The 16,503-nt window shown below is 73.5% G+C and carries 11 protein-coding genes; 3 read left to right on the top strand and 8 right to left on the bottom strand.

Annotated elements, in window-relative coordinates; genetic code table 11:
• Window positions 1–29: 29 nt before the first annotated feature.
• Together ACFRU2_RS19200 and ACFRU2_RS19195 are read right to left on the bottom strand one after the other, a co-directional pair.
• A complete protein-coding gene (locus tag ACFRU2_RS19200) occupies window positions 30–1,880 on the bottom strand; it encodes an IucA/IucC family protein (RefSeq protein WP_382973422.1) in 1,851 nt (616 codons plus the stop codon).
• Between the two features lie 2,858 nt (window positions 1,881–4,738).
• On the bottom strand, window positions 4,739–6,052 hold the full coding sequence (locus tag ACFRU2_RS19195; RefSeq protein WP_382974010.1) for a diaminobutyrate--2-oxoglutarate transaminase family protein: 1,314 nt from the start codon (window positions 6,050–6,052) through the stop codon (window positions 4,739–4,741).
• A gap of 383 nt (window positions 6,053–6,435) precedes the next feature.
• Here ACFRU2_RS19195 and ACFRU2_RS19190 point away from each other — a divergent pair, with 383 nt between their 5' ends.
• A complete protein-coding gene (locus ACFRU2_RS19190) occupies window positions 6,436–7,605 on the top strand; it encodes a hypothetical protein (protein WP_382973419.1) in 1,170 nt (389 codons plus the stop codon).
• A 76-nt stretch (window positions 7,606–7,681) separates the two neighbouring features.
• On the opposite strand, the gene hflX is transcribed toward ACFRU2_RS19190, so the two are convergent.
• The 6 genes from hflX to miaA all read right to left on the bottom strand — a co-directional run bounded on the left by hflX (window position 7,682) and on the right by miaA (window position 15,714).
• The gene (hflX, locus tag ACFRU2_RS19185) at window positions 7,682–9,190 is read right to left on the bottom strand and encodes a GTPase HflX (RefSeq protein ID WP_382973416.1); all 1,509 of its coding nucleotides are present in this window, start codon (window positions 9,188–9,190) and stop codon (window positions 7,682–7,684) included.
• 189 nt (window positions 9,191–9,379) lie between these two features.
• Window positions 9,380–10,828 (bottom strand): M1 family metallopeptidase, encoded by a 1,449-nt coding sequence (locus ACFRU2_RS19180; RefSeq protein WP_382973412.1) that lies wholly within the window; start codon window positions 10,826–10,828, stop codon window positions 9,380–9,382.
• Between the two features lie 76 nt (window positions 10,829–10,904).
• Window positions 10,905–12,995: a RelA/SpoT family protein gene (locus ACFRU2_RS19175; RefSeq protein ID WP_382973409.1), complete on the bottom strand. Its 2,091-nt coding sequence runs from the start codon at window positions 12,993–12,995 to the stop codon at window positions 10,905–10,907.
• Window positions 12,996–13,135: 140 nt separating this feature from the next.
• Entirely contained in the window at window positions 13,136–14,011 is an 876-nt protein-coding gene (gene dapF, locus ACFRU2_RS19170; RefSeq protein WP_382973406.1) for a diaminopimelate epimerase, read from the bottom strand.
• A 50-nt stretch (window positions 14,012–14,061) separates the two neighbouring features.
• Entirely contained in the window at window positions 14,062–14,649 is a 588-nt protein-coding gene (locus ACFRU2_RS19165) for a hypothetical protein (RefSeq protein ID WP_382973404.1), read from the bottom strand.
• A gap of 126 nt (window positions 14,650–14,775) precedes the next feature.
• On the bottom strand, window positions 14,776–15,714 hold the full coding sequence (miaA, locus tag ACFRU2_RS19160; RefSeq protein WP_382973401.1) for a tRNA (adenosine(37)-N6)-dimethylallyltransferase MiaA: 939 nt from the start codon (window positions 15,712–15,714) through the stop codon (window positions 14,776–14,778).
• A gap of 174 nt (window positions 15,715–15,888) precedes the next feature.
• Here miaA and ACFRU2_RS19155 point away from each other — a divergent pair, with 174 nt between their 5' ends.
• Entirely contained in the window at window positions 15,889–16,107 is a 219-nt protein-coding gene (locus tag ACFRU2_RS19155; RefSeq protein ID WP_351370657.1) for a gliding motility protein, read from the top strand.
• Window positions 16,108–16,129: 22 nt separating this feature from the next.
• Window positions 16,130–16,375: an antitoxin gene (locus tag ACFRU2_RS19150; protein WP_266881466.1), complete on the top strand. Its 246-nt coding sequence runs from the start codon at window positions 16,130–16,132 to the stop codon at window positions 16,373–16,375.
• The last annotated feature ends 128 nt before the right edge of the window (window positions 16,376–16,503 follow it).

The raw sequence follows: 16,503 nt of genomic DNA, 5'->3' as shown, positions 1-16,503 counted from the left end.
GGGCTCTTCTCCGTTTCGGTGCTGACGCGTCAATCGTGAAGGGGGTTGGCGATGGTGACGTAGACGGACTGGGTGTCGACGGGGCCGACGAGCTCGTCCAGGCCTCCGAGGCGGGTGAGCAGATTCGCCTTGCAGCGCAGGGTGGGCGAGTCGAGCAGCCTCTCGGGGAGCGGGCCGAGGCCCCTGGCCTTGCCGAGGAATCGACGGAAGGCGGCCAGCAGGATGCGCTCGTCGGCGAGCCGCTGGGATCCGAAGGCCCCGATGAGACCGAGCACGTTGTTGATGCCGAGGTAGTAGGCGAAGCGTTCGTCGGTGACGGCGTCGGAGACGAAGGTGTCGCTCGTGGCGCCGATTCCGGGAAGCCGGCGCTCCAGCTCCGAGCGGCGGGATTCGCGGAAGTAGTAGCCCTGGTTGTCGCGGTAGCGGCCGCCGACCGGCCAGCCGGCCGGGTCGAGGAGCACCAGCGTGTTCTGTTGGTGCGCTTCGAGGGCGATGCCGGCGAGCGCGTCGAAGGCGAGCACCGGCAGGACGACGTGTTCGAGGTAGCGCAGGAACCACTCGGCGGCGACGGCGGAGGTCGTCTGCCCTGTGGTGGCGGCGAGCCGCGACACGGTCTCGGCGAGCCGGGAGCTCATGCCGGTCCGCCCGGGCCACGGGCGGGGTGCGGTGAGTGCGGCGATGCAGAGGGCGTCGTCGTCCGGTCGGAAGGGGTTGTGCCGGAGCATGACGTCGAGTCCGGGGACGGGTGCGCCGTCCGGGGCGTCGACGGCGACCCACGCGGGATCGCGGACGATGTCGAAGCCGGGGTGAGCGGACTGCCACCGCTCGGCGAGTCCCGTGCGGAGCAGCCGATGCACCTCGATGCCGCGGTGGAGTTCCTTGCGGAGGTTCTCCCGACGGGAGTTGGTGATGCGCAGGCCGAGGGAGAGCTTGAGCATTGCGGGGGCGCCGGGCCGGTGGACGGTGCGGATGGAGGAGGTCGGATACCAGGGGGCGCCGTACGGGCCCAGGTCATGCAGGAGTCCCGCGTCGCGGAGGGCGGCGGCCGCGGGGCGCTGGAGCAGGTCGCGGGCCTGCCAGGGGTGAAGGGGAAGGGGGGTGGCACCGTCGGGCACCGGGAGCCCGGGGGCGAGACGGCCCAGGAGCCGGGCGGCCGTGACCGGGCGGCCGCGTTCGGTCCAGGCGGAGTCGGTGGCGAGGACGGCGGGTGCGACCGCCACCCAGTGCAGGGGGAAGGAGCCGTGCAGTTCGGGTGAGTAGCGGCGCACTTCGGCTTCGGAGAGCCCCTCGCGGCTCTTCGGGGTCGGGTGCAGCGGGTGGCCGAGGAGGAGCGACTGTTCGGCGGTGAGGAACCGGTCCGCGGCGACGGGGTCGGGTGCGGCGGGGCGTTGGCGGCGGTCCGTGATGAACTCGGCGGTCCGGTGCACCGAGTCGGCGACCCGGCCGACGAGGTCGGCGCCGCCGGGGGCACCGTCGCCGAGGGCCTTTCCGGGGGTGCCTTCGCCTTCGCGGGAGATCAGTGCCGCGAGGGTGACCGCGTCCACGGCTGGGGCATCGGCGGTGACGCCTTCGATGCGGGCCGGGCCGAAGCGGTGCCAGCCGGCTGTGGACCAGTAGCGGACGGCGACGAGCAGGGCGGCGCCCGATGCGGGGAGGGGGATGCGCAGGACGGGCCCGGCGGGCTGTTCGAGTCCGGTCTCGCGGACCCAGCAGCGCAGCAGGTTCTCCACCGAGGCGGCCTCGGCGGCGACCCTGGGGTCGGGGTGGTCCAACGGGTCGGCCGCTCCCACGCGCGGTCGGGCGGTGCCGTCCTTCTGCCGTGGCACCGCGGCGGGTGACTGCGGCTCGGCCGGCGGCCAGGGCATGCCCGCCGCAGGCATGCCAGGAAGCCCACCGGCAGAACCGGTGGAGCCGTCACCCGGCGGCGCCGACGCCGTGGCCCGCTCTTCCGCTTCGGCTGCTCCGCGTCGTGGGGCCACCGCGTCCTGGGCAGCGGTGGGCGTGCCGGTGGAACCCGATGTCGAAAGGGCGGCCTCAGAAGGCCCCTTGGGCAGGGCCTTGCCCTGTCCCCCCGAGGGCAGCTCGCCCGAACGCCCGGGACCCGACGGCGCCGGGTCGGCCGAGGAAGCCGGTCCGGTCGCCGCTCCCAGAACCTCCGCCCCGGGCCACCCGGCAAGGGCATCCGCGAAGCCCCCGGCCGACAGCCCCTCAGCCAGTCCTGCCGGACCGGCGTCGGCCGCATCCCCGGAAGCCGGCCCCGAAGCCGCGGCCGAAGGCACACCGCCCAAGGCCCCATTGAGAGCCGTCCCCCCGGGCCACGCGGCGGCGCCGGCCGAAGACCCGCCGGGCACGGCCGCATCGGCGGTGGACCGGGGGAAGCCGCCCGCCGAAGCGAGCAGCGGCGGCCACGCGGTGGGAGGGGCCGTCGGCCCACCTCCCACAGCCGCATCGGCGGCGGGCCGAGAGGAACCCTCCGCCGAAGCAAACAAGGGCGGCCACGCGGTAGGCGGGGTCGTGGACCCACCGGCCACAGCCGCATGGGCGGCGGGCTGGGGAGAACGTTCCGCCGAAGCGGCTGTCGGCTGCCATCCGGGGGCGGCAGGCGGAGGCTCGCTGCCCGGCGACCCAGGTCGGGGCGCAGCAGCCGTTGCAGCCGAGGCCGCACTGACTGGGGGCTGCCCGGCCGGGGCCGGGCTCGGACCGGGAGCCGTGGGCTCGGTACCGGAAGGCTTCCCCAGGCGGGTCGGCACGTTCCCGGCGGAGGCCGTCAGCGACGGTGAGGGCCGTCCGTACGGATGCGGCGTCGGCGCGGCGTCCGGGGTCGGACCCGACACCTGCGTCGGCGCGGATCCGAGGATCGGGGCCGCCAGTGGCGTAGGTGCGGCGGGGCCTGCGGGAGCGGGAGCCGGTGCGCTCTCGACGGCGGACCGGGCCCCCGGGGCGGGGGCCGGCGGCGGCTGGAACCCTGCGGGGGCGGTCGGAAGCGTCGTGGGCCGGTGCCCGTCCGCGGCAGCCGAACCCTGGGTGGCGCTTGGGGGTGTCCCGATCGTGGGTGGTTCTCCGGGAGGAGTGGCTGACGCGGTTGAGCGGGGCCCGACCTCGGAGCCGACGAGGAAGGGTGCGGAGGATGTGTGCCCGTACCCGAGAGCAGAGGGGGAGCCCGAGGTGTCCGGAGAGGGGATCGGACCGCCCCCTACACCGGGTGGCGTGCCCGGGGCCGAGGCCGGCATCGGCGGTGGCGCGGCCGCAGCAAGAGGGGACCGTGACGGATCGGCCTGCGCCGACAGCGGTAGCGCGGGAGCGGGCGACGGATCCGATGAGGAGGACGGCTCAGCGGCCATCGGAGCTGGCAGGGACTGGGGCGCGTCTTCCGGCGCCGAGGCAGGCGGCACGGAAGCAGCCCACGGAAGCGGTGAACCCGGCCGGTCGGCGGGCGACGACGGCGGCAGCGCGGGGGCCGGAGAAGAGTCCGGCGACAGAGGAACGGAGTCAACCGAAGCGGCCGGTCGCCAGGGCGGATCGGCGTGCGGCGCAGAGGCCGTCGTAGGGAGCGGCGAACCCAGCCGATCAGAAGGCACCGGTGGCAGAGGGGCCGGGGCAGACGGCGAGTCCGGTGACACCAGCGGATCAGCGGGCATCTGCGCGGGCTCGGCCGGAGCTACCGGGGACCGTAGTGAAGAGGGCGGGGTGGCGGCTGCCCGAGGTTGCAGGGACCCCAACGGAGGCGGGAGCTGCGGCGGTGCGGTGGCAGCAGTCGGAGTCTGCGGTGGTTGTGGGGAGTTGGCAGGTGGCTGCGCGGAAGCGGACGGCGGGAAGGCGGGGCCCGAGGGGCTGAGCGGCGGGGCCATCGGCGCCGCGGGCGTGGCCCAGGGAAGGCCGGAGCCCAAAGCTGCGGACGGCGATACCGGGGACGGGGCTGACGGAAGGGTGGAGTCCAGGGCGCCGTACGACGGGACCGGGGACGACGGAGGGGTGGGACCCGAGGCGCCGGGCAGCAGCGCGGTGGGGGTCGCCGCCGGAAGGGCCGGGTCCAACGCTGCGGGCGACAGGACCGGTGGCACCGTGGACGGGGCCGACGGAAAGGTGGGATCCCCGGCTGCGGGTGGCAGCACTGCGGCCGGGGCCGCGGACACGATGGCGGCGGACGGCAGCAGCACCGTCGGCGAAAGCGGCGAGTCCCCCACCACGGGCGGCAGCGCCGCAGGCGGGACCGGGGACACCGTGGCAGCGGCGGACGGAAGGCTGGGATCCGGGGTACCGGACGGCAGCAGCAGCGTCGGGGGCGACAGCGGAAGGGGCGGGTCCCCCACCACGGGCGGCAGCGCCGCAGGCGGGACCGGGGACACCGTGGCGGTCGCCGACGGAAGGCTGGGATCCGGGGTACCGGACGGCAGCAGCACCGTCGGCGACGACAGCGGAAGGGGCGAGTCCCCCACCACGGGCGGCAGCGCCGCAGGCGGGACCGGGGACACCGTGGCGGTCGCCGACGGAAGGGTGGGATCCGGGGTACCGGACGGCAGCAGCAGCGTCGGGGGCCACAGCGGAAGGGGTGGGTCCCCCGCTGCGGGCGGCAGCACCGTGGGCGGGGCCGGGGACGCCGTGGCGGTTGCCGACGGAGGGGTGGGACCTGCGGGGCCGGGGCGCAGCACCGTGGCGGCGGCCGGCGGGAGGGGCGGTACCGAGGTGGTGGGGGGCGGGATCGGGGATGTGGGGTGGAGGGGGTCGGGCATGGGGGTCCTTAGCGGCGGGTGGCGGCGGGGATGGCGTCGGCGAGGCGGTCGAGGACGGCCGCGGCCTGTTCGTCGGTCAGGGTGAGGGGAGGGAGGAGGCGGACGACGCTGGAGTGGCGGCCGCCGAGTTCGACGATCAGGCCGCGGTCCAGGCAGGCCTGGCGGACGGCGACGGCGAGGTCGGGCGAGGCTTCCCCGGTGTCGGGGTCGGCCAGTTCGACGCCGATCATCAGCCCGCGGCCCCGTACGTCCGCCACGCACGGGTGCGCCGGGATCAAGCCGCGCAGGGCGGCGAGCATGCGCGCGCCCAGGACCCGCGCGCGCTCCGCGAGGCCGTTCTCCCGGACGTAGGCCAGCGTCGCGGTGCCCGCCGCCATGGCGAGCTGGTTGCCGCGGAAGGTGCCGGCGTGGGCACCGGGGGCCCACTGGTCCAGCTCCGCCCGGTACACGATCACCGCGAGCGGCAGGCTGCCCCCGATGGCTTTGGAGAGCACCATCACGTCGGGGACGACCCCCGCGTGGTCGACCCCCCAGAAGGCCCCGGTGCGCCCGACCCCGGTCTGGACCTCGTCGGCGATCAGCGGGATCCCCCGCTCCGCCGTGATCTCCCGCATGCTGCGCAGCCAGGCGTCGGGGGCGGGGTGGACCCCGCCCTCTCCCTGGACGGGTTCGACGATCATCCCGGCGGGCACGGGCACCCCGCTCTTGGGGTCGTCCAGCAGGTTCCGCGTCCAGCGGGCCGACAGCTCCGCCCCCTCGGCCCCGCCGACTCCGAACGGGCAGCGGCGGTCCTGCGGATACGGCAGCCGGGCCACCCGTACGTCCGCGGCCCCGCCGGAAGCGGCCAGCGCCCCCGCCGTCATGCCGTGGTAGGCCCCCGTGAAGGCGAGCAGCCCCGACCGGCCGGTCGCGGTGCGGACGAGGGTGAGCGCGGCCTCCACCGCGTCCGTCCCGGCCGGGCCGCAGAACTGGATGCGGGCGTCCGCGGCCAGCTCCGCCGGCAGGTTGGCGAACAGTTCGGTGGTGAAGGCGTCCTTGACCGGAGTCGCGAGGTCCAGCACGTGCAGCGGGGCCCCCGAGTCGAGGACCCCGCGGATGGCTTCGAGCACCACCGGGTGGTTGTGGCCCAGGGCGAGGGTTCCCGCGCCGGAGAGGCAGTCGAGGTAGCGGCGTCCGTCCGCTCCCTCGATGGTCAACCCCCGTGCGCGCACGGGCACGATGGGCAGGGAGCGCGCGTACGTCCGTGCCGCGGACTCCCGTTGTGCCTGCCTGCGCAGGATCCCCTCCGCCGCACCCGGACCTGCGCCCGGCCCCGGATCCACGAAGTGCCCTTCCTCCGCGCCCCGGTTCGCCTGCGCCGGCACCTGCTCCCCAGCCGTGGCCTGCTCGCCCGTCCAAGCCGTCAAAGGCACGAGTCTCGCTCCTCCCGCACGGTTGCCCTTCCGGGGTGTGCTTCGAACACCCACGCTGCTCCCCCATCCCCCGTACGTACCAACGACGGTGGCGGCGACGGATCACGGGTGGGCCCAAGATCCTTGCCCGCCGCGGGATCCCCGTCCGGCCCGGATCCCTTTCCGGCCCGGGGGAACCGGTGCCCCGGGCTGTGCCGTCCCCCACGGCAGCGGCATAGTGGGGTGCTGCAACCCAGGCGCCCGCCTACCCAGGCACCGTCCCGAACCAAGAACCATCCAGGGGGATTCACGACATGCGACCGATCCGACCGGTCACCGCGATCCTGTGCTCGGCCGCGCTCGCGCTGACCGCCGCGGCGTGCGGGCCCGGCGACGGTGAGACCGACGCCAAGCCGACCGTGGCGGTGAGCGTGCCCACCAGCCTCGACGGGGTGAAGATCCCGGACGGGCTCAAGGACAAGCTCAAGGAGCACGGCATCGACCTGGAGAAGTGGAAGGGGGGTGAGTGGAAGAACTGGAAGAAGGAGGACTGGCTCCGCGAGGCGGGCGACTACATCAACCCGATCATCGAGGACCTCTGGGACCCGGACCGGATGCGTGACGCCGCCAAGACGCCGCAGCCCCCCGCCGTCGACCCCGATGCGGGCAAGGACCAGGGCGTCACCGACCCGACTCCGGCTCCGGTGGCCGCCAAGGCCGCCACCCCGCCCTACCACCAGAGCGTCCCCGCCTCCGGCAAGGTCTTCTTCGACGGCCCCGAGGGATCGATGGTCTGCTCGGCGACCGTGGTCAAGGACCCGGCGCACCCCGGCAAGTCCAACATGGTCTGGACGGCCGGCCACTGCGTGCACGCGGGCAAGTCCGGCGGCTGGTACCGCAACATCGCCTTCGTCCCGTCGTACAACAACAGCGGCAAGGCCGCGGCCGCGCTCAAGGGTGCGCCCCGCGAGGAAGTGGCCCCGTACGGCGTGTGGTGGAGCGACTGGGCGCAGACCTCCGACCAGTGGATCGCGACCGGCGGTCCGACCGGCGGCGCGGGTGCCCCGTACGACTTCGCGGTGCTGCACGTGACCCCGGAGAAGGGTGGCGGCAAGTCGCTGGAGGAGACGGTCGGTACGGCGCTCCCGGTGGAGTTCAACGCCCCGGCCGCGCCCAAGATCGCGAAGATGACGGCCACCGGTTACCCGGCGGCGGCTCCGTTCGACGGCCAGAAGACCTTCCAGTGCACCGACAAGCCCGGCCGGCTGTCGCTGAACGCGACCGACCCCACGATGTACCGCATCGGCTGCACGATGACCGGCGGTTCCTCGGGCGGCGGCTGGGTCGCGGCGGGTGCCGACGGCAAGCCCGCGCTGGTGTCGAACACCTCCATCGGTCCCGCCAAGGCGGGCTGGCTGGCCGGGCCCCGGCTGGGTCCGGAGGCGAAGGGCGTCTTCGACGCGGTGAGCGGCAAGTTCAAGTAACCACACGCACCACACACACCGAATGAGTGAGGGCCCCCGCTGGTGCGGGGGCCCTCACTCGTTCATCCCGTGCGCGTCAGTGCTTCGCGAGCACGTACGGAGCGAGCTCCGCCGCCAGTTCCGCGTGCACCCGCGCCTTGAGCAGGGTGCCCTCCGCCGTGTGCTCCTCGGAGATCACCTCGCCCTCGGCATGTGCCCGGGCGACCAGGCCGCCGCGCGTGTACGGGACCACGGCCTCGATCTCGATCGCCGGCCGCGGCAGCTCGGCGTCGATGAGCGCGAGGAGTTCCTCCATGCCCTGACCCGTGCGCGCCGAGACGGCGATGGAGCGCTTCTCGATCCGCAGCAGGCGCTGGAGCACCAGCGGGTCGGCCGCGTCCGCCTTGTTGATCACCACGATCTCGGGCACCTTGACGGCGCCGACCTCGCGGATGACCTCGCGGACCGCCGCCAGCTGCTCCTCCGGAGCCGGGTGCGAGCCGTCCACGATGTGCAGGATGAGGTCGGAGTCGCCGACCTCCTCCATCGTGGAGCGGAACGCCTCGACGAGGTGGTGCGGCAGGTGCCGGACGAAGCCGACCGTGTCGGCCAGGGTGTAGACCCGGCCGGACGGGGTCTCGGCCCGGCGCACGGTCGGGTCGAGGGTGGCGAACAGTGCGTTCTCCACCAGGACGCCCGCGCCCGTGAGGCGGTTGAGCAGCGAGGACTTGCCGGCGTTGGTGTATCCGGCGATGGCGACCGAGGGCACCTTGTTGCGGCGCCGTTCCTGCCGCTTGATGTCGCGGCCGGTCTTCATCTCCGCGATCTCCCGGCGCATCTTCGCCATCTTCTCGCGGATCCGGCGCCGGTCGGTCTCGATCTTGGTCTCACCGGGGCCGCGGGTGGCCATGCCGCCACCGCCGCCGCCACCCATCTGCCGGGACAGCGAGGCACCCCAGCCGCGCAGTCGCGGCAGCATGTACTGCATCTGCGCGAGTGCGACCTGCGCCTTGCCCTCTCGGGACTTGGCGTGCTGGGCGAAGATGTCGAGGATGAGCGCGGTCCGGTCGACCACCTTCACCTTGACGACGTCTTCGAGGGCGATGAGCTGGCCGGGGCTGAGCTCACCGTCGCAGACGACGGTGTCGGCGCCGCTCTCCATCACGATGTCGCGCAGCTCGCGCGCCTTGCCGGAACCGATGAAGGTGGCCGGGTCGGGCTTGTCGCGGCGCTGGATGACGCCGTCGAGTACGAGCGCGCCCGCCGTCTCGGCGAGGGCGGCGAGCTCCGCGAGGGAGTTGTCGGCGTCCTGCACCGTGCCGGAGGTCCATACGCCGACGAGGACGACCCGCTCCAGGCGGAGCTGGCGGTACTCGACCTCGGTGACGTCTTCGAGTTCGGTGGAGAGGCCGACGACGCGGCGCAGGGCCGCGCGCTCGGAGCGCTCGTACTGGTCGCCGTCCCGGTCTCCGTCGATCGCGTGGCTCCAGGCGACGTCCTCTTCCATCAGGGCGTCGGCCCGAAGGCTCTCGGTGAAGCTCTGCGGATCCGGCGCATCCTGTGCGTCGTCCCGCGCGTCCTGGGAAGGGGAAGAAGAGGAGGTCATTGGATCCTTACGTCGTTTTCGAATGCGTCCGCGTCAGGCGAAGCGGAGCCAAGGCCAAAGCTACTCCCGCGCGTGACATAACACTGTCACGTCCAACGTGTGACACTCCCCGGAGATTCCCTCTGGAGATTCGCCCGAAGCACCCCGCGGAACGGCCTCGTCGATGGTGGCATGCCCGTTCCGCACGCGTCACACGCTTTTCGGGGCGCTCCACTCCGGGTGCCCCGGCATCGCCGGCGTCTTCTTCCCGTACAGCCACGGCTCCAGGAACGCCGCCAGGTCCCGCCCCGCCTCCTGCGAGGCCAGCCGTACGAAGTCCTCCGTGCCCGCGACCCCGTCCCGGTGCTCGCCCACCCAGCGCCGCTCCACCCGGTCGAAGGCCTTGACCCCGATCTCCTGCCGCAGCGCGTACAGGATCAGTGCGGCCCCGTCGTAGACCGCCGGCCGGAACAGCCCGATCTTCTCGCCCGGGGCGGCCGGCTTGGGCGCGGCCGGGGGGCCGCCGGCCGCGCGCCACTGGTCGGAGCGCTGGTACGCCTCGCGCATCCGCCGCTCCAGGGAGTACTTGCCGAGGCCGTCCGCGTACAGGGCTTCGTACCAGGTGGCGTGGCCCTCGTTGAGCCACAGGTCGGACCAGGTCCGCGGGCTCACGCTGTCGCCGAACCACTGGTGGGCCAGCTCGTGGACCATCACGGACTCGACGTACCACTCGGGGTATCCGCCACCGCCCGCGAACAGTGCGCTCTCGAACAGCGACAGGGTCTGCGTCTCCAGCTCGAAGCCGGTACGGGCCTTCGCGATCAGCACGCCGTAGTTCTCGAAGGGGTAGCGGCCGACCCGTGCCTCCATCCACTGGATGTGCCCGGCGGTCTTCTTCAGCCAGGGCTCCAGCCGTTCCCGGTCCGCCGCGGGGACCACGTCGCGCAGCGGCAGTCCGTGCGGCCCGGAGCGGTGGATCACGGCCGAGTCGCCGATCGAGACCTGGGCGAGCTCGGTGGCCATCGGATGCAGCGTCCGGTACGTCCACGTGGTCGCGGCGCCCGCCCGGCGGGCCGGCAGCGCGCCCGGAACCCCGTTGGCCACGGCCGTCTTCCCGGCCGGCGCGCTCACCCGGAAGGTGAAGTACGCCTTGTCGGCGGGGTGGTCGTTGCACGGGAAGACCCGGTGTGCGGCATCGGCCTGGTTCGCCATGGCCAGCCCGTCGTCGGTCACCACCCAGCCGCCGTCACCGCGGCCGCGCGGGTCGCTCGTGTGCCGGACGGTGATGTGGAGCGGAAGGTCCGGCTCCACCGGCCGGGCGGGGGTCAGCACGAGGTCCTCGCCGACGCTCGCGAAGCCGGCGGGTTCGCCGTTGACCTCGGCGGAGGCCACTTTCCCGTGGGTGAAGTCGAGGTTGACGGTTTCGAGCCGGGTGAGGCTGCGCGCGTCGATGACGGTGACCGCGTCGAGGGGACTGTTGTTGTCCTTGTACGCGAAGGACAGGTCGTACGAGAGCACGTCGTATCCGGGGTTCCCCAGCTCGGGGAAGAGCGCGTCGCCGATGCCGAGCGCCTTGGGCGGGGGCACGACGGCGGCGACGAGGGTGAGGGAGGCCGCGGCCAGCAGGGCGGCGCGCAGGCGCGGGGAGGTGAGCTGCATCCCCCACCGCTTATCAGCGCCCGCCACGCGCCCGCGAACGGCGCGCGACGGCTCCACCCGAAAGGGGTCGGGCGGGCTACGCCCGGCTGACGTCGTAGACCCCCGGCACGTCCCGCATGGCCCGCATCAGCGCCGGGAGACCCGTCGCGTCGGGGAGCTGCAGGGTGTAGCTGTGCCGGACCCGCTGTTCGACCGGCGGCTCCACGGTCGCGGAGACCACCTCGACCCCCTCGCGGGCGATGGCCTCGGTCAGATCGGCCAGCAGGTGGGGGCGGCCGAACGATTCGGCGAGCAGGGTGACCCGGCAGTCCGCGGTCGCCCGCCAGTGCACGGCGACGGGGGTCCGCCCCACCGCCCGCATCTGGGCCACGGTCGCGCAGCGGACCCGGTGCACGGTGACGGCCCCGCCGCGTACGACGAACCCCTCGACGGCGTCCGGCGGGACCGGCGTGCAGCACCCCGCGAGCCGCACGGTGGCGTCGGGCAGGTCGGCTACGGCGTTGCCCCCGCCACTGCGGAGGCCGATCACCGAGAGCGGCGGCCTCGGTGCGGCGTCGGCGGGCCGGGCCCCGTCGGGGTGGGACTCCAGCCAGCTGCTGACGGCGATCCGGGCGGCCGGGGTCCTGGCGTGGTCCAGCCAGTCGGCGGTGGGCCCCGAGGAGGCGTCGTGCGCGAGCAGGAGCTGGACGGTGTCCCCGTCCGAGAGCCGGGAGGACAGGGAGGTCAGGCGCCCGTTGACCCGGGCGCCGATACAGCCGTGGGCCGCCTCGCCGTACTGCGCGTAGGCGGCGTCGATACAGCTGGCGCCGGCGGGCAGGCCCAGAGTGCCGCCGTCCGCCCGGAACACGGTGATCTCCCGGTCCTGGGCCAGCTCCGAGCGCAGGACGTCCCAGAAGGTGTCGGGGTCGGGCGCCGACTGCTGCCAGTCGAGCAGCCGCGACAGCCAGCCGGGCCGGGTCGGGTCCACCCGCTCCTCGTCGCAGTCGGCCGCCGCGACCTGCTCGGCCTGCTGCGGGGAGGTGTACGGATTGCCGAGCGCGACCACGCCCGCCTCGGCGACCCGGTGCATCTGCCGGGTCCGGACGATGACCTCGGCGACGTAGCCCTCCGGCGTGGCGAAGGCCGTGTGCAGGGACTGGTAGAGGTTGAACTTCGGGGAGGCGATGAAGTCCTTGAACTCGGAGATGACCGGGGTGAAGCAGGTGTGCAGCTCCCCCAGCACGGCATAGCAGTCCGCGTTCTCTCCCACGAGGACCAGCAGGCGGCCGAAGTCGGAGCCGCGCAGCTCCCCGCGCTTGAGGGAGATCCGGTGCACGGAGACGAAGTGCCGGGGCCGCACCACCACCTCGGCGGCGATGCCCGCCTCGCGCAGGACGGCCCGTACCGAGTCGGCGATGGCGGGCAGCGGGTCGCGTTCTCCCGCGTGGGCCGCGATGAGGGCGCGGGTGTGCTCGTACTCCTCGGGGTGCAGGATCGCGAAGACGAGGTCCTCGAGCTCGGTCTTCAGGGCCTGCACGCCGAGCCGTTCGGCGAGCGGGATGAGCACGTCGCGGGTGACCTTGGCGATGCGTGCCTGTTTCTCGGGCCGCATCACCCCGAGGGTGCGCATGTTGTGCAGCCGGTCGGCGAGTTTGATGGACATCACGCGGACGTCGTTGCCGGTGGCGACGAGCATCTTGCGGAAGGTCTCGGGCTCGGCGGCGGCGCCGTAGTCGATCTTCTCGACCTTGGTGACCCCGTCGACGATGAAGCAGACCTCGTCGCCGAACTCCTCGCGGACCTGATCGAGGGTCACGTCGGTGTCCTCGACGGTGTCGTGGAGGAGCGAGGCCGTCAGGGTCGTGGTTTCGGCGCCCAGTTCGGCCAGGATGAGCGTGACGGCGAGCGGATGTGTGATGTACGGCTCACCGCTTTTGCGCATCTGGCCGCGGTGCGAGGTCTCGGCGAGCAGGTACGCGCGGCGCAGGAGCGACAGGTCCGCGTCGGGGTGATGGGCGCGGTGCGCTTCGGCGACATGGCCGATGGCGTCCGGCAGCCGGTCCCGGGGCGTGGGACCGAGCAGCGCAGCGCGTCCGAGTCGTCGCAGGTCAAGCCTGGTCCGGCCGCGTCTGCGAAGTTCGGGGAGCGCTTCGGGACGTGCTTCGGGGTTCGTGGCCTCTGCACTCATGGGCACCTCCGACGGCTTCGACCGGCGGTGGTGGGCATGGGGTGCGCCCGCAGGGCCGGTGCCTGATGCTACCGACCCCACCACGTGGCGCAGTCCACCTCTCGCTCAGCGTGAAACGGATCACCCATTAGAGGGAAGCTTCAGGCGAAAGCCGTTTCGGTGAGCCAGGCGGGATCGAACTCGCCCTCGGCCACGATCACGGCGGGTCCGGTCATCTCGATCCGCCCGTCGGGGTGCTCGGTGATGAGCAGGGTGCCGCCGGGCAGATCGACGGTGTACGTGGCGGGCGCGCCGGTGACGGCCGGGTCGGCGCCGTCGCGGCGGATGGCGGCCACGGCGACCGCGCAGGCGCCGGTGCCGCAGGAGCGGGTTTCGCCGGAGCCGCGCTCGTGGACGCGCATGGCGACGTGGCGGGGTCCGCGGTCGACGACGAACTCGACGTTGACGCCCGTCGGGTAGGCGGACACAGGGCTGTACGGGGGCGGGTCCAACAGCTTCCCGGCGTCGTCCAGGCTGTCGACGAAGGCCACCGCGTGCGGGTTGCCCATGTTGACGTTGCGCGCGGGCCAGGAGCGGTCGCCGACGGAGACGGTGACCTCGCCCTCGGGCAGCTCGGCGCGGCCCATGGAGACGGTCACGTCGCCGGTCTTGTCGAGGTGCACCCGCTTGACTCCGCCGCGCGTGGCGACGGCCAGGTCGCCCGGCTCCACGTGCCCGGCGTGCTGGAGGTAGCGGGCGAAGACGCGGACGCCGTTGCCGCACATCTCGGCGATGGAGCCGTCGCTGTTGCGGTAGTCCATGAACCACTCGGCCTCGTCGGCCAGGTGCGCCGCCTCGGGGTGCGCGGCGGAGCGCACGACGTGCAGCACGCCGTCGGCGCCGATCCCGGCCCGCCGGTCGCACAGCCGCGCGACGGCGGAGGCCGGCAGCTCGATGGCGTTGTCGGGGTCCGGGACGATCACGAAGTCGTTCTCGGTGCCGTGGCCCTTGAGGAAGGAGAGGCTGGTCTGCGTCACCCGCCCATGGTACCGAGCCCGCACCTCACGGAGCCGGGCCACCCCTGGGCCTAGCGGAGCCGGGCCACCCGGTACACCGCGAGCGCCACGACACCCAGCGCGACCAGCGCGTACAGCAGGGCGAGGCGCCAGTCGGGGCGCTGCCCCGAGCCGCGGGCCGGGAGCCCCGGCAGGGCGTAGCCCACGCGGCGCGCGGCCATCATGCCCCAGCCGCCCGCGCAGCAGCTGATGAGGAATCCGAGCATGGCGACGACCGCTCCGCCGTCGCCGAACTCGAAGGCGAGCGGGAAGGCGAACATCAGGGATCCGGCCGCGGCCAGCATGACGATGGGGGCGATCTGCCACAGCCTCAGCCTGCGCTGCGGGCGCAGCTCCACCTCGAACGCGGGGGCGGCGGCGGCCTCCGCCTCGGCGGAGTCCGGCGCGTCCGGGCCGTCGGGGGTCAGTCGGGCGGGATCCGCGGGCAGTCCCAGTCCCGGGCCGCCGTCGGCGTCCGCGGGCAGGGCGAGGGCGTCGGCGTCCGCCGGCGCTCCGTCGATCAGGCCGTCGCCGTCGGCGAGGGCGCTGTGAAGCGTCGGGTCCGTTTCCCGCCGGGTGTCGTCCCGACCGGTGTCACGAGGGCCGGCCTCCATCGCCACGCGCCCTCCCCACTTGGACTTCGTACGCCGCCGTTCACCGCCGGTGACGGCACCGGCGGAAGTTTGATGATGGCACGCCGTCAGGCCCCGGACGGGCGTGCGGGGCGTCCCGATGCCATCACGTGATCAGGCTGTGACCGCTCGTTCGACCAACGACTGCGCGAGTCCGGCGAGTTCCGCGCGGTCCTCGGCGGCCCCGCTGAGCCAGTGCACCCTCGGGTCGCGGCGGAACCAGGAGTCCTGGCGGCGGGCGAACCGCTTGGTGGCGCGGACCGTCTCGGCGCGCGCTTCCTCCTCCGTGCACTCCCCGGCGAGCGCGGCCAGCACCTGCTGGTAGCCGAGCGCCCTGGGGGCGGTGACTCCGTCCCGCAGGCCCGCGGCCTCCAGCGTGCGGACCTCCTCCACCAGCCCGGCCTCCCACATCCGGTCCACGCGCAGCGCGATCCGCTCGTCGAGCTCGGGCCGGGCCACGTCCACGCCGATCTGGACCGTGTCGTAGACGGACTCGTGGCCGGGCAGGTTGGCGGTGAACGGCCGCCCGGTGATCTCGATGACCTCCAGCGCGCGCACGATGCGGCGGCCGTTGCTCGGCAGGATGGCCTGCGCGGCGGCCGGGTCGGCGGCGGCGAGCCGGGCGTGCAGGGCGCCGGGGCCGCGCAGGGTGACCTCGGCCTCCAGCCGGGCCCGGACCTCGGGGTCGGTGCCGGGGAACTCCATGGCGTCGAGCGCGCCGCGGACGTAGAGGCCGGAACCGCCGACGAGGACCGGCGTACGGCCCTGCGCGAGCAGCTTGTCGATCTCGGCGCGGGCGAGGCGCTGGTACTCGGCGACGCTCGCCGTCTCGGTGACGTCCCAGATGTCGAGGAGGTGGTGCGGGACACCTCCGCGCTCCTCGGTCGTCAGTTTGGCGGTACCGATGTCCATCCCCCGGTACAGCTGCATCGAGTCGGCGTTGACGACTTCGCCGTCGAAATGACGGGCCAGGGCTACGCCCAGATCGGACTTTCCGGCCGCGGTGGGTCCGACGACGGCGATGACCCGCGGGGCGGGGGCTGCTTTCCTCACCGCACCAGTCTCGCAGCCCCTCGTCAAGGCGCTGCCATGTACCCGATCGAGCTACGTGACGGGACCGGGCCGGGGTCGTTGCCTTGGCGGGGTTCCGGCCGGGCGCGCGCCTGCCGTGCGGCGGCCCGTCCACGGCGGAACTTCACTCACACGAGTAACGTTATAGGAGTAGACATGGGCATTTTGGACCGGCTTCTCGGCCGCAAGACCCAGGCGACGACCGAAGAGGCCGTTTCCGCGGATCTGACGGTGGAGTCCGCGACGGCCGACGAGGCCGGGACCGAGCAGGCTGTGGCGGAGGAGAGCGCGGCGGTGGAAGCCGTCGAGATCCCGAAGCAGCAGTCGGCGGAGGCCACCGCGGACAGCGAGGCCGCAGAGGGTGCCCGCACGTAGCCTCGCTATTGGAAGGTGACCCATGGGCCTGCTGGACAATCTGAAGGCCAAGCTCGCGCCCGCCAAGGACAAGGTCGGCGACCTCGCTGCACAGCACGAGGGCAAGATCACCCAGAATCTGGAGAAGGTGGCCAAGGCCGTCGACTCCAAGACCAAGGGCAAGTACAGCGGCCAGATCTCTAGCGGTGCGGACAAGGCGAAGGACGCCCTGGGCAAGATCGCGCACAAGGACGCTCCCGGCGGGCCGACACCGCCGGCCGCTTCCTGACGCGGTCCGGGAACGACGGAAGGGGGGGTGCGCCCCCTTACTGTTCCCCCCCCTCCCCCCCCCCCCCCCCCCCCCACCCCACCCCCCCCCCCCCCCCCCACCCTCCCCCACCCCCCCCCCACCCCGCC

The sequence above is a fragment of the Streptomyces sp. NPDC056883 genome (assembly GCF_042788835.1).
GTDB classification, from domain to species: Bacteria; Actinomycetota; Actinomycetes; order Streptomycetales; family Streptomycetaceae; genus Streptomyces; species Streptomyces stoeckheimensis.
This window is presented reverse-complemented; position numbering and strand designations above follow the sequence as displayed.